This window comes from Bacillus sp. RB3, from assembly GCF_030164735.1.
GTDB classification, from domain to species: domain Bacteria; phylum Bacillota; class Bacilli; order Bacillales; family Bacillaceae_G; genus Bacillus_A; species Bacillus_A cereus.
On record NZ_JASNGE010000008.1, the window covers coordinates 182,325 to 195,833 of the forward strand.

Consider the following 13,509-nt stretch of genomic DNA (forward strand, 5'->3'; position numbering starts at 1 on the left):
TTTATGATCTGCGTAACAAGACTTTCGCAAAGTAGTTTCCTAAATTTTGAGCTATCTGTACGAGAATGATAAGTAACACGACCGTTACGAACATAACTGATGTATCAAAACGTTGATAACCATATGTCATTGCCAAGTCACCAAGACCGCCACCACCGACAAGCCCAGCAACTGCAGAGAATTCAATTAAACCAACTGTCATAAATGTGACACCTAAGATTAATGGTGCTAACGCTTCTGGTACAAGGATTTCAAAAACAATTCTAATTGGTGAGGCGCCCATTGCTTGCGCTGCTTCAATTACTCCTTTCGGAACGGAAACAAGGTTTGTTTCAACCATTCTAGCAATACCAATTGATGCGACTAACGTCATCGGGAAAATTGCCGCTGCTGTTCCAATCGTCGTTCCGATAACACTTCTTGTTAGTGGACTTAAGGCTACTAAAAAGATAATGAATGGTACCGGACGAATTGTATTAATTATGATGTTAAGAATAGAAAAGACCCATTTATTTTCTAAAAAGTTTCCTTTTCTCGTTACATATAAAAGTAAACCTAGAGGTATACCCAGAATTGTAGCGAATATAAGGGTTACAATTACCATTAAGAGGGTATCCCCCGTCGCATCTAGTATGCGCGGCCAAAATATACTCCAATCAACTCGCATGAGCTTCTACCTCCTTCAGCTGCACTTGCAGTCTTAGATGTTGTAATGCTTTTTGAATTTCCCTCTGCTCACCTTGCAACTCTACAAGAAGATTTCCAAATAGCACATTTTGAAGTTCAATAATATTTCCGTACAGTACATTTACATCGACGTTATAGTTTTTTGCGATATATGATAGTACCGGCTGTCCTGTCTCCTCACCAGTAAATGTTAGACGATAAATTTGACCACCATTTTGAATTTTCGCTAGAACACTTTCCGGTAAATGATCATTAATGACAGAACGTACAAAGTTTTGAGTCGTCTTTGTTTTTGGTTGCGTGAAAACATCAAACAGTTTTCCTTCTTCAATAACCTTCCCCTTCTCCATTACAGCTACACGGTGACAAATTTCTTTCACAACATGCATTTCATGTGTAATAAGAAGAATTGTTAAATTGTATTCTCGATTTACTTTCTTTAATAAGTTTAGAATTTCTGTCGTCGTTTCTGGATCTAAGGCTGATGTTGCCTCATCACATATAAGAATATCTGGCGATGTCGCAAGTGCTCTAGCAATGCCCACACGCTGCTTTTGCCCACCTGATAGCTGCTCTGGATAATAGTTTGCTTTATCTTCTAACCCTACAAACTTCAGCAGTTCATTTACTCTTTCTTTTATCTCATTCTTTGGTACTTTCGCTAACTTTAATGGATAAGCAATATTTCCAAATACTGTTCTTGAATTAAATAAATTAAAACTTTGAAAAATCATTCCGATTCTTTGTCTTAGTTTACGCAATTCTTTCGTCGATAATGATGTAATATCTTTATCATCTATTGAAATCGTTCCTACCGTCGGTCTCTCTAACATATTTACTAAGCGTAATAACGTACTCTTTCCAGCGCCACTAAAACCGATAATGCCAAAAATTTCGCCTTTCTCAACTGATAATGTTACATCCTCCACCGCATGAACAGATTGGCCAGCTGATTCATACACTTTACTTACATTGGTAAAAGAAATCATTTTTTTCCCTCCTATATGCTGTAAAAACTTGAAGCAGAGCTTTCGAGGTAAAATAAAAAGTGCCCTCCTTCTTATCAACCATAAAGATAAGAAGGAGAGCACTTATATGTACTCGTTCACATCTTCTCATCTTCCAAGCCTTTATATGGCTTGCTGGAGTTAGCACGGTATTAAAAAACCCGTTGCTGAGGTATCGTAGGGCCAGTCCCTCCACCTCTCTGGATAAGAATGTATCGATTTAATTGTCGTTTAATTAATTCTCATTATAGAACTCAGAATAATAAGAGTCAATACATTTTTTAGAAAAATATTAATTATTCCTTTATTAAAATTTTCAGATGAATATTCATCTGAAAAATAGTAACTTTCAAGGTTATTTAAAATTCTTCTTCCTCATATTTTTAAACAGGAGAATCCTCTCTACGAATTGAATAAATTTATTTGAATATGAAACTCGGAGGAAGATAAATATATGAAAACAGCTCTTTTACTCGTCGATATTCAAAACGATTATTTTCCAAATGGAAAGATGGAATTGCGTAATCCAGTAGAAGCAAGCGAATATGCTAATCAGTTATTACAACACTTTAGAACAAACAGCGAACCTATTTTTCATATCCAACACGTAGCTATAAAAGATGACGCTACTTTTTTCCTACCTAATACAGAAGGTGTACATATTCACGAAAGCGTACGTCCACTTAGAGAAGAAACAGTTATAGTCAAACATTATCCAAATAGCTTCCGAGAAACTAATCTTCTAGAGCAATTAAAACGTTTTAATATTGAACATGTCGTTGTATGCGGGATGATGACTCATATGTGTATCGATGCAACAGTAAGGGCTGCATTCGATTTTGGCTTTCAATGTACCGTTATACATGACGCTTGTGCTACAAAAGACCTTTCTTTTAAGAACGCTACTATACCAGCTGTTTATATTCACAATACAATTTTAGCTAGTTTAAATGGCGTATATGCAAATGTAATAAGCACGCAAGAATTTTTAGCTACATAAAAAAACACTCCTTTCAGTGAGCAAAACCGAAAGGAGTGTTCCTTGTCGAACCATAGATTTTCTTTCAAATTGTATTATACAGGAAATTCTCAAAATGAATACTAAAAAATATGACTAATAAGTCAACTTTTCTCATTATTTTATTTCTGTTTACATGTTTATCCCGCTATTAATAGGTTTTAGCTCATTCTCTTCGAACGACGGTAATATATGGGGTTTCAATTTTAAAAGGAGCTCTTCACATTCTGTGAAGAGCTCCTCTACTATTTCTTATAAAGTTTCAGAAGTAGTTTTTGCTTGCATGTGAAGTGCTAAATAATCAGGTCCACCAGCTTTAGAGTCTGTACCAGACATGTTAAAGCCACCGAATGGCTGGTAACCTACGATTGCACCAGTACATCCACGGTTGAAGTATAAGTTACCAACGTGGAAGTCTTCGCGTGCTTTTTCAATATGGTCACGGTTGTTAGTAATAACAGCACCTGTTAAACCGTATTCCGTATTGTTTGCAATTGCAAGTGCATGATCGAAGTCTTTCGCTTTACAGAATGCTACTACTGGTCCGAAGATTTCTTCTTTCATTAAGCGAGCATCTTCTGCAACGTCAGCAACGATTGTTGGTTGGATGAACCAGCCTTTAGAATCGTCTCCTTCGCCACCTGCTAAGATTCTACCTTCTTCTTTACCAATTGCAACATAGCTCATTACTTTATCAAATGCAGCTTGGTCATTAACAGGACCCATGTTTGTACCTAATACTGCTGGGTTAGCAACTGTTAATTCTTTTGTTAATTCAACAGCACGATTTAATACGTGATCGTATACATCTTCATGGATTACTGCACGAGAACATGCAGAACATTTTTGTCCTGAGAATCCGAATGCTGATGCAACGATAGACTTAGCTGCTAATTCAAGATCTGCTTCTTTATCAACAACGATTGTGTCTTTACCGCCCATTTCAGCGATAACGCGTTTTAACCAAATTTGTCCTGGGTTTACTTTCGCTGCACGCTCATAGATGCGGATACCTACATCACGAGATCCCGTGAAGCTTACGAAACGTGTACGAGGATGATCTACTAAGTAGTCACCAACTTCAGAACCGTTACCTGGAACGAAGTTTACTACGCCAGCTGGTAAGCCAGCTTCTTCTAATACTTCCATAAATTTCGCTGCTACTACAGGAGTTGTACTAGCTGGTTTTAGTAATACTGTGTTACCAGAAACTAAAGCAGCTGTTGTCATACCTGCCATAATTGCGAATGGGAAGTTCCAAGGAGAAATGATAACACCTACTCCTAATGGAATGTAAGAGAAACGATTATATTCAATTGGACGGCTTTCTACTGGAATACCGTCTTTTAATTTTAACATTTGACGACCATAATATTCCATAAAGTCGATTGCTTCTGCTGTATCAGCATCTGCCTCATTCCATGGCTTACCTGCTTCTTTTACAAGAATAGCAGAGAATTCATGTTTTCTGCGACGAACGATTGCTGCAGCACGGAATAAAATGTCTGCACGCATTTCTGGCTTTGATTTTCTCCAAGTTTGGAATGTTTCATCCGCTACTTGCATTGCTTTTTCAGCTAACTCACGGCTTGCTTTTGAAACACGACCAACAAGTTCCTCTTTATTTGCAGGGTTTACAGAAACAATTTTGTCCTCTGTAGTGATTTTTTCTCCCCCGATAATTAATGGATAGTCTTGTCCAAGATAAGATTCTACTTTCTTTAAACCTTCTTCAAACGCTAATTTGTTAGCCTCCACTGAAAAATCTGTAAATGGCTCATGTTTGTATGCTACTACCATTTTTTTAGCCTCCCCTTAGAAAAACGTTTACATTTTACAACATTATTCTACACGATAATTTAGATTTATTCAAATATTCCTAGACTTATATTTTAAAAATTAATAAATTTTTAAAATATAATAAAAAAAGAGATTCATACATGCGTATGAATCTACAAAATATGAGTATATTCCAAAACATTTTTCCCGATCAATAATATAGTAACTAATAAAAATAAAGTCCTTACATATCCAACACCTTTTTGAACCGCAAACTTCGATCCAAAATAAGCACCTAAGATCATTGATAATCCCATGATAATACCGTATTCAAAATGAATTATGTCTAAGAATAAAAAAGTAATTAAAGATACAATATTACTAACAAAGTTCAAAAGTTTTCCAGATGCTGCCGCTTGAATAAAATCCAAGCCAATTAATAAAAATGCAAAAATTAAAAACGACCCTGTCCCTGGTCCAAAAAACCCATCATAAAATCCTATCATTAAAATAGCAAAGAAAAATATTAATGTTTTTCTTTGCGTCATCTTCTTATAGGTAGACACACTTCCCCAATTCTTTTTTGCAATAATATAAATAGCAATAAATACCAACATTACAAGTACTAATGGGCGTAAAATATCCGATGGAATAAATTTTACTACTAAAGCACCTGCAACAGCTCCAACAATAGTTAACGGGATTAACTTTCCTACAATTTTAAAATCAACTTTTCCTGATCGAATGAAATACATCGCACTCGTAAACGTCCCCATTGTTGCCGCTAATTTATTCGTTGCAATTGCCGAAGCTGGCGATAGGCCAACAAACATAAGTGCAGGAAGTGAAATTAACCCTCCTCCTCCAACAACGGAATCAATAAAAGCTGCTAAAAAACCGAATGCAATTAATAAAATAATGACTTGAAAACTTAATTCTTCCATGAGCTTTACCCCTCACCCCTATTTTTTACAACATTTTAAATTATAACAAAATTACATAAGAAAAAAAGCTGTTCCATAGAGGAACAGCCTTCATATTTAATCTAAAATTTTCACAAGTGGTTCATCTTGTTTTGCTTCACGTATAATAATAGCTTCTGGGCGTTCTACAGATTTAATCGTTACTTGTACTTTCATATAATTCGGGAAGTATTCCATAACAAGCCCTGCCACATATTGTGTAAAACCAACTATTTCAGCTTTTCCATTAAACTGGACAGGAATATCAAGCTTCATTTCTCTTAATTCATCATCTCTATACATACCAGTACCAATAACAGCTGTATAGTCGCCTTGGAAATAATCGCTTAGTTTTGCCTTAAAGTTGGATACTCTTGCAAGATCTTCACGTTTATTATCTGTTTTCGCTTGCTCTGATGGGAACAAATAATATTTTTCATTAATTTGTTTCCAATCTTCAACCGTTTCACTACCTTTTTCGACATTTGCATAAGAAACAAAATTACCTGGCACGAGCGAAGACTTTGGAGCTTGGCGATAAATCGCAAATGTTATCGGAATATTTTTTGTTTCAGGTTCTTTTTGATGTATGACTTTCAAAATTTCTTGCGCCATTTTTTTCCCTTCAGCTAACATCTTTTCATCTGGGATTGCAGCTTCACGTGGGTAACCATGCTCTTCGTTAAAATATTGAACAGAATTCATCGCTAATCCAACTACCATACCAACACGTTCCTCACCGTTATCGCCTTTTTTCACATAATAATCATGCTCTAAAATATTTGAAATATATATTGGATTTTTTTTATTTTTCACTTCTAGTGATTCGGATCCTGTTCCTAATGCAGGATTTAATCCTATATTAGGAAATTTAACTGCATCTTTTTTTAATTTGTCCTCTAGTTCCTTTTGTTCAGCATCTGTACGTTTTCTTTTAACAAGCATCTGTATAGTTTGAGTATCTAGAGCTTTTCCGCCTTTTAAAAAATTATCTTTCGTACTAAATGATTCTTTTGCAATTCGCATTAATCCTGTTTCAAATTCATCTATATCAAGGCGACTATTTAACCCTTGCACCACTAAACCACGTGCCTTTCCACCATCAAATGGAATAGTCGTCTTATAATATTCATCCGAAATAGCGTATTTTGGAACAACTGATTGTTCTTTTGCTTTCCCCGATTTCCCAGCCACTTTTTCATCTTTGTCGGCACCTGCACTACACCCACTTACAAGTAGGCCAAGGCTTAATACCGCTAATGCTATTTTTTTCATGGTAAGTTTGCACCTCTTACTTATTTAGCTCTTGTAAGAACCTCTCTTCATTCCAAACCTCAACATTATGTTTCTCCGCTTGTGCTAATTTCGAACCAGCTGCTTCACCTGCAACAACTAAATCCGTACTCTTACTAACACTTCCTGTTACTTTTCCACCTAATGCCTCAATCTTCTTCTTCGCTTCACTTCGTCCCATAACTTCTAGCTTACCTGTTAAAACAACCGTTTTTCCTGCGAAGTAAGATTCAACATTTTGTAAATCTGCAATTTTTATACCTTTGTATGTCATATTCACGCCATACTCTTTAAACTGCTGTAATAACTCTAATACATCTTCATTATCAAAATATGTCACAACAGATTGAGCCATTTTTTCGCCAATTTCATTAATTGCTTTTAGTTCTTCTTCCGTTGCTTTTACAAGCTCATCCATCGTTTCAAAGTGCTCTGCAAATGTACGTGCTGCTTTCGCTCCAACGTGGCGGATTCCAAGACCAAATAATAATCGCTCTAACGAGTTTTCTTTAGAATTTTCAATTGCTTGTATTAAGTTTGTTGCTGATTTTTCACCAAAACGTTCCAACTGTAATAATTGCTCTTTCGTCAATGCATATAAATCAGCAAATGTACGAATGTAATCTGCATCAAAGAGTTGTGTAATGACACGTTCTCCAAGTCCATCAATATTCATCGCATTTCTTGAAACGAAATGGATTAATCCCTCTCGAATTTGAGCCGGACAAGTCGGATTTATACATCGAAGTGCTACTTCTTCTTCTAAACGAACAAGTTCACTCTCACATGCTGGACAATGAGTTGGCATGCGGTATTCTTCTTCCTCACCAGTACGCTTATCAAAAATAACGTTCACAACTTCAGGAATAATATCTCCAGCCTTCTTCACAACAACGTAGTCACCAATTCGAATGTCTTTTTCACGAATTAAATCTTCGTTATGTAAAGAAGCACGACGAACAATCGTACCAGCAACTCTCACTGGCTCTAGTTCTGCAGTCGGTGTTACAACCCCTGTTCGGCCAACACTTAATTCAATGCCTGTTAATCTCGTTACAACTTCTTCAGCCGGAAATTTATAAGCAATCGCCCACCTTGGACTCTTCGCTGTAGTTCCTAGACTTTCTTGAAGAGCAACATCATCTACTTTTATAACGATTCCATCAATCTCATAATCAAGATGCGGACGTTTTTCTTGCCATTCTTCTACATAAGCTATAACTTCTTCAATTGTTTCACATGTACGGCGATTTGGATTTGTCTTAAATCCAAGTTCACCTAAGAAATCCAGCGATTCACTATGTGATGAAATTGTTTTTTCTTCTACATTCGCAAGACCATACACAAACATAGATAAGTTACGCTTCGCTGCAATTTTCGGATCAAGTTGACGTATTGAACCTGCTGCTGCATTACGCGGATTCGCAAATACATCTTCTCCATTTTGCTCTTTTTCTTCATTTAGTTTAACGAATGAACGCTTCGGCATATAAGCTTCGCCTCGTGCTTCTAACGTTACTTCTTCATTTAAACGAAGTGGGATAGCTTTAATCGTTTTTAAATTTTGAGTAATATCTTCACCCGTTACACCATCACCACGTGTTGCCCCTTGAATGAAGCGTCCTTTTTCATAATGAAGCGAAACGGCAAGCCCGTCAATTTTTAATTCACATATATATCTTACATTCGCACCATCAATTCCTTGACGTACTCTTCTATCGAAATCACGTAAATCTCCTTCGTTAAATGCATTTCCTAAACTTAACATTGGTGACTTATGTGTTACTTTTTCAAATATATCAAGAACAGTCCCCCCAACGCGAACGGAGGGAGAATCTTCACTCATAAACTCTGGGTTCTCTGCTTCTAATTTTACAAGCTCCTGCATATTACGGTCATATTCCGCATCAGAAACAGAAGGATTGTCTAATACGTGATATTGATAGTTAAATGTATTTAACAAGTCACGTAATTCTTCTATACGTTTTTTTACTATCTCTTTTGACATATCCTCATTCCTTTCCTATTGTTTCGTCACAGGTGCAAATTTTGCTAACAAACGTTTAACACCAATTGGGCTTGGGAACGCAATATCTAATTCTTTTGCATCACCTTCACCTTTTACACTTACAACTGTACCGACTCCCCATTTTTGGTGGGAAGCTTTATCTCCTACTGCCCAGCCAATTTGTTCGCCGCCTGTCGTCTTAGCCGCAGGGCGCGCGAAAGCTGAACGAGAGCGTGTTGCTGTTGTGATTGTCGTTTTGCCGCTACTTGCCGTTCTGCCTTTTGTACCAAACGATGTTTCACGCTTCGGCGCTGTTTCATTTAATGATTCCACTAGTTCTGTCGGGATTTCTGTAATAAATCGAGACGCAGCGTTCATACTTGTTCTACCAAATAATGTACGCATTTGCGCGTTAGATAAATATAGCTCTTCTTCTGCACGAGTAATACCTACATAAGCAAGACGACGTTCTTCTTGCATTTCATCCTCTTCCATAAGAGAACGAGTATGAGGGAATATCCCTTCCTCTAAGCCAACAATAAAGACAACCGGGAACTCTAATCCTTTCGCCGAGTGCATCGTCATTAAAATAACTTCTTCACCAGCAGTTGGGTCTTCATCTACACGATCAATATCAGCAACAAGTGCTAAATCTGTTAAGAATGCAACAAGGCTCTTATCTTCGCTTTGAGATTCAAATGTTTGCGTAACAGATAAGAACTCGTCTAAGTTTTCTAAACGACCTTCCGCTTCTAAAGAACGTTCATTTTTCAACATATCGCGATAGCCTGTTTTTTCAATAACTTCTTCTACTAATTCTGTAACAGATAAATACTCTTGCATATTTACCCAGTTATTTAATAAATTCGCGAATTCTTTTACTGCCTTTGTAATTTTTGCACTTACTCCAACATGCTCAATCTCATCAAATACAGCAGTTAATGAAATTCCATTTTGCACACCGTAATTAATAATTTTATCGATAGAAGTCGCACCAATGCCACGCTTTGGCACATTTATAATACGTGCAAAACTAATTTCATCATCTGGATTACCGATTAAACGTAAGTACGCCAAAATATCTTTAATCTCTTTACGATCGTAGAACTTCGTACCCCCGACAATTTTATACGGAATGTTAGATTTAAGGAAAATCTCCTCGACCATACGAGACTGAGCATTCGTACGATATAGCACTGCAAAATCAGTATATTTTCGTTTCCCCATTTGAATATCGTCACGAATTTTTTTTGCAACAAAATACGCTTCGTCCTTTTCAGTTGCAGCACGATAATACGAGATTTTACTTCCAACTTGATTGTCTGTCCATAATTTCTTCGGCTTACGATTCGTATTTTTTTCAATAACAGCATTCGCTGCATTTAAAATATTTTGTGACGAACGATAGTTTTGTTCTAACAGAATTACTTGTGCATTCTCATAGTCTTTTTCGAATGACAAAATGTTAGAAATATCTGCACCACGCCAGCGATAAATAGACTGGTCAGAGTCACCCACAACGCAAAGATTTTTAAAACGCGCTGCCAAATGTTTAACAAGAAGATATTGCGCTTTGTTCGTATCTTGATACTCATCAACATGAATATATTGGAACTTACGCTGATAAAACTCTAATACTTCTGGAACACGTTCAAATAGCTGAATCGTCGTCATAATTAAATCATCAAAGTCTAATGAATTATTTTTCAAAAGACGTTTTTGATACTCTGTGTATACATCGCTCGTTAATTTTTCATATGGATCAGCCATTGTAATTTTTTTTGCATATTTATCCGCAGATAACAGTTCATTTTTCGCATTACTAATACCCGCTAAAATAGAGCGCGGCTCAAATTTCTTCGGATCAACATTGCGCTCTTTCATAATTTTTTTGACTACAGTTAGCTGATCACCTGAATCTAAGATTGTAAAGTTACGATTAATACCAATACGATCGATATCGCGTCGTAAAATACGTACACACATAGAGTGGAACGTCGAAATCCAAATATCTTCTGCTTCTGGTCCCACAAGTGTATCAATACGCTCACGCATTTCACGAGCTGCTTTATTTGTGAAGGTAATAGCTAGTACATTCCATGGTGCTACACCTTTTTCACCAAGTAAATACGCAATACGATGTGTTAACACACGTGTCTTACCACTACCTGCACCTGCCATTAATAGAAGTGGTCCATTCGTTGTTTGTACTGCTTTTTGTTGCTGTGGATTTAAACCGTTTAATAACTTATCTGTCATACTCATATACGCCTGCACCTACTCTCCTTTTACTGCTTTAACTGTTTTTAACGCCGATTTTATATCATCATAAATAATATTTCCAACAACTACTGTATCAGCATATTGTGCCATTTCTTTCGCCTGTTCTGCATTAGAAATACCACCGCCATAATATAACTTAGCTTGTTTCAATTCTGCTTTTACATTTTTAACAAGTTCAACATCTCCATACGTACCGCTATATTCTAAATAAAATATCGGTAAACGTAATAGCTTGTCTGCTAAACGAGCATATGCAATAACGTCATCTTCTGTTAAATCACATTTCGCTTCTGTAAGCTGGGCTACTTTCGCTTCTGGATTTAAAACACAATACCCTTCCATAAAAATTTCGTCCCAGTCCATAATATCCCCAAATTCTTTCAATGCCTCATGATGAACACCTGTTACCCATTCTACTTTTCGGCTATTTAAAACACTTGGGATGTAATAAAAATCAAATCCTGGTGTAATTGCTTCTACATCAGAAACCTCTAATACACAAGGAACTGCATATCTACGAATGCTAACTAGCATGTGTAATACGTTATCAATTGTAACTCCATCACTTCCGCCTACAATAACCGCATCAGTTCCAGACTCACAAATCATTTCTAAATGTTCATCGCTTAACTCCTTATTTGGATCAAGCTTAAATACATGTTTCCATCCGGAAATATCGTACATGAAAACACCCTTCCTTTTCTCTAGTTATATATATTTCTGTTCAAAATAACAGTTTATTTTCATCATTATTGTTTTAACTTCATCTTAAATATTTGTTTAAAACGGAGAATTAAGTTTGGAATTACCTCTTCTATATTTTTTAAACTAGAGGATTTAATTTTGAAGTTCCTTTTATGCATTCTTTCATTATAACAAAAAAAGTTACTTACACACACGCACAATCCAACATCTTTTTCCACGTCAAATGTTGGATTACATATCCCAAAAATCAAACGGGATACTAATAAGAGAAATAGTATTATCTATTTCAACTTTCATAAAAAGGAGTGTTTTTCTAATGAAGCAAAATATCGGGACAATAAACGCTCTAATTCGAATTACACTTGGGCTCGTCCTCTTCGGATGTAGTGCAACTAAACTTGTACGCAAGCCGTGGTGCACTTGGTCTAACATTTTTCTATGGATTGGTGCAATGAAAGTTGCAGAAGGAATTGTTCGTTTCTGTCCTGTTGTTGAAATGTGGAAATTCGGAAAATACATGAATATGGGGGCATTTAAAATGCCTAGCATGAATTTTGGTGAAAAAGGACATGCTAAAGAAGAAGTGAATCAAACTTCCACTCATGACAAGCCAGAGTCAAAAGGAAGTTATGACGCTTCTGACAAAGAGATTGAGTCAGCGATTGAAGATATAATCCTGGCAAAACCGCTTTGAATCATTTGTCACGATGCAAGATGCTCTCAAAGGGACTTAGCTGCTGCAGTGGGCGGTTAAGTCTTCTTTATTTTACCATAAAACAGAACGTATATTCTCTTTTTGAACCTTAAAATGTATATAAAAGATATCAACCAATAAAATTCAGAAAATTAGATGCATACCTCTTGCTTAAAATGATATAAAAGTGATATCATTTTTATATCAGGAGGCGATCATATGAAAGAAAAACAAGTATTTTATGTAAATGGTTTTCTCGGTATTATTGGAATTTTGATTTTAGCTGCTATCGGTGTATTTTTCCTTGCACAAGAAATTTTCATAGGAGCGGCACTAACTATTATATTAGCCGCAGTTCTCGCTACAGGTATCGGTATTGTTCAACCGAATCAAGCGAAGGTTATTACGTTCTTCGGTAATTATTTAGGAACAATTCGTCAAAACGGTTTATTTTTAACGATTCCGTTCGCATTCCGTCAAACTGTATCTTTACGTGTTGAAAACTTTAACAGTAAAAAATTAAAAGTAAATGACGTTGATGGAAATCCAATTGAAATTGCAGCTGTTATCGTATATAAAGTTGTTGATTCTGCAAAAGCAATGTTTGGTGTTGAACATTATGATCGATTTGTAGAAATTCAAAGCGAAACGGCAATCCGCCATGTTGCAACAAAATATCCTTATGACAATTTCCAAGATGAAACCTGCGTTACGTTACGCGGAAATACTGAAGAAATCTCTGAAGAATTAAAACGTGAGTTAGAGGCGCGTCTTGAAATTGCTGGTGTAGAAGTATTAGAAACTCGTTTAACGCACTTAGCTTACGCAACAGAAATTGCCCATGCAATGCTACAACGCCAGCAAGCAAAAGCAGTATTAGCTGCTAGAAAAGAAATTGTTGAAGGTGCTGTGAAGATGGCGAAAGATTCCATCCATATGTTAGATGAAGAAGGCGTACTAGAACTCGATGACGAGCGTAAAGCAAATATGGTAAACAACTTATTAGTTGCCATCGTTTCAGATAAAGGTGCGCAGCCAGTTATTAATACAGGAAGCCTATACTAAGGGCTATA

11 protein-coding genes and 1 riboswitch are annotated in these 13,509 nt (G+C 36.3%); of the genes, 3 read left to right on the forward strand and 8 right to left on the reverse strand.

Annotation, left to right across the window (positions count from 1 at the left end; all coding sequences use genetic code 11):
* Nucleotide 1: 1 nt before the first annotated feature.
* Both QO049_RS13460 and QO049_RS13465 read right to left on the reverse strand, forming a co-directional pair.
* Entirely contained in the window at nucleotides 2–667 is a 666-nt protein-coding gene (locus QO049_RS13460) for a methionine ABC transporter permease (protein ID WP_001261865.1), read from the reverse strand.
* Nucleotides 657–1,676, reverse strand: coding sequence for a methionine ABC transporter ATP-binding protein (locus tag QO049_RS13465; RefSeq protein ID WP_284489297.1), 1,020 nt, complete (start codon nucleotides 1,674–1,676; stop codon nucleotides 657–659). Before QO049_RS13465 ends, QO049_RS13460 begins: the two co-directional genes overlap by 11 nt.
* Nucleotides 1,677–1,799: 123 nt before the next feature.
* Nucleotides 1,800–1,905: riboswitch (SAM riboswitch) on the reverse strand.
* 243 nt (nucleotides 1,906–2,148) lie between these two features.
* Here QO049_RS13465 and QO049_RS13470 point away from each other — a divergent pair.
* Nucleotides 2,149–2,694, forward strand: a complete 546-nt coding sequence (locus QO049_RS13470; protein ID WP_000844906.1) for a cysteine hydrolase family protein — start codon at nucleotides 2,149–2,151, stop codon at nucleotides 2,692–2,694.
* Nucleotides 2,695–2,964: 270 nt separating this feature from the next.
* On the opposite strand, the gene pruA is transcribed toward QO049_RS13470, so the two are convergent.
* The 6 genes from pruA to pcrB form a co-directional block, all read right to left on the reverse strand.
* The gene (gene pruA, locus QO049_RS13475; RefSeq protein ID WP_000259555.1) at nucleotides 2,965–4,512 is read right to left on the reverse strand and encodes an L-glutamate gamma-semialdehyde dehydrogenase; all 1,548 of its coding nucleotides are present in this window, start codon (nucleotides 4,510–4,512) and stop codon (nucleotides 2,965–2,967) included.
* Between the two features lie 152 nt (nucleotides 4,513–4,664).
* Entirely contained in the window at nucleotides 4,665–5,435 is a 771-nt protein-coding gene (locus QO049_RS13480) for a TSUP family transporter (protein ID WP_000391975.1), read from the reverse strand.
* Between the two features lie 96 nt (nucleotides 5,436–5,531).
* Nucleotides 5,532–6,728, reverse strand: a complete 1,197-nt coding sequence (locus QO049_RS13485) for a CamS family sex pheromone protein (protein ID WP_097862989.1) — start codon at nucleotides 6,726–6,728, stop codon at nucleotides 5,532–5,534.
* Between the two features lie 16 nt (nucleotides 6,729–6,744).
* On the reverse strand, nucleotides 6,745–8,754 hold the full coding sequence (gene ligA, locus QO049_RS13490) for an NAD-dependent DNA ligase LigA (protein ID WP_061655287.1): 2,010 nt from the start codon (nucleotides 8,752–8,754) through the stop codon (nucleotides 6,745–6,747).
* A 15-nt stretch (nucleotides 8,755–8,769) separates the two neighbouring features.
* Nucleotides 8,770–11,019, reverse strand: coding sequence for a DNA helicase PcrA (pcrA, locus tag QO049_RS13495; protein ID WP_002100669.1), 2,250 nt, complete (start codon nucleotides 11,017–11,019; stop codon nucleotides 8,770–8,772).
* A 12-nt stretch (nucleotides 11,020–11,031) separates the two neighbouring features.
* Nucleotides 11,032–11,721: a heptaprenylglyceryl phosphate synthase gene (pcrB, locus tag QO049_RS13500; protein WP_000272102.1), complete on the reverse strand. Its 690-nt coding sequence runs from the start codon at nucleotides 11,719–11,721 to the stop codon at nucleotides 11,032–11,034.
* Nucleotides 11,722–12,058: 337 nt separating this feature from the next.
* On the opposite strand from pcrB, the gene QO049_RS13505 reads away from it, so the two are divergent.
* Both QO049_RS13505 and QO049_RS13510 read left to right on the forward strand, forming a co-directional pair.
* A complete protein-coding gene (locus QO049_RS13505) occupies nucleotides 12,059–12,436 on the forward strand; it encodes a YgaP family membrane protein (protein WP_000812348.1) in 378 nt (125 codons plus the stop codon).
* Nucleotides 12,437–12,655: 219 nt separating this feature from the next.
* Nucleotides 12,656–13,501, forward strand: a complete 846-nt coding sequence (locus QO049_RS13510; protein ID WP_000660669.1) for an SPFH domain-containing protein — start codon at nucleotides 12,656–12,658, stop codon at nucleotides 13,499–13,501.
* Nucleotides 13,502–13,509: the final 8 nt, after the last annotated feature.

What these genes read in the sequence shown, in the direction of transcription:
- QO049_RS13460 (WP_001261865.1), bottom strand. Translation starts at nt 667, where the DNA reads ATGCGAGTTGATTGGAGTATATTTTGGCCGCGCATACTAGATGCGACG.
- QO049_RS13465 (WP_284489297.1), bottom strand. Translation starts at nt 1,676, where the DNA reads ATGATTTCTTTTACCAATGTAAGTAAAGTGTATGAATCAGCTGGCCAA.
- QO049_RS13470 (WP_000844906.1), top strand. Translation starts at nt 2,149, where the DNA reads ATGAAAACAGCTCTTTTACTCGTCGATATTCAAAACGATTATTTTCCA.
- pruA (WP_000259555.1), bottom strand. Translation starts at nt 4,512, where the DNA reads ATGGTAGTAGCATACAAACATGAGCCATTTACAGATTTTTCAGTGGAG.
- QO049_RS13480 (WP_000391975.1), bottom strand. Translation starts at nt 5,435, where the DNA reads ATGGAAGAATTAAGTTTTCAAGTCATTATTTTATTAATTGCATTCGGT.
- QO049_RS13485 (WP_097862989.1), bottom strand. Translation starts at nt 6,728, where the DNA reads ATGAAAAAAATAGCATTAGCGGTATTAAGCCTTGGCCTACTTGTAAGT.
- ligA (WP_061655287.1), bottom strand. Translation starts at nt 8,754, where the DNA reads ATGTCAAAAGAGATAGTAAAAAAACGTATAGAAGAATTACGTGACTTG.
- pcrA (WP_002100669.1), bottom strand. Translation starts at nt 11,019, where the DNA reads ATGAGTATGACAGATAAGTTATTAAACGGTTTAAATCCACAGCAACAA.
- pcrB (WP_000272102.1), bottom strand. Translation starts at nt 11,721, where the DNA reads ATGTACGATATTTCCGGATGGAAACATGTATTTAAGCTTGATCCAAAT.
- QO049_RS13505 (WP_000812348.1), top strand. Translation starts at nt 12,059, where the DNA reads ATGAAGCAAAATATCGGGACAATAAACGCTCTAATTCGAATTACACTT.
- QO049_RS13510 (WP_000660669.1), top strand. Translation starts at nt 12,656, where the DNA reads ATGAAAGAAAAACAAGTATTTTATGTAAATGGTTTTCTCGGTATTATT.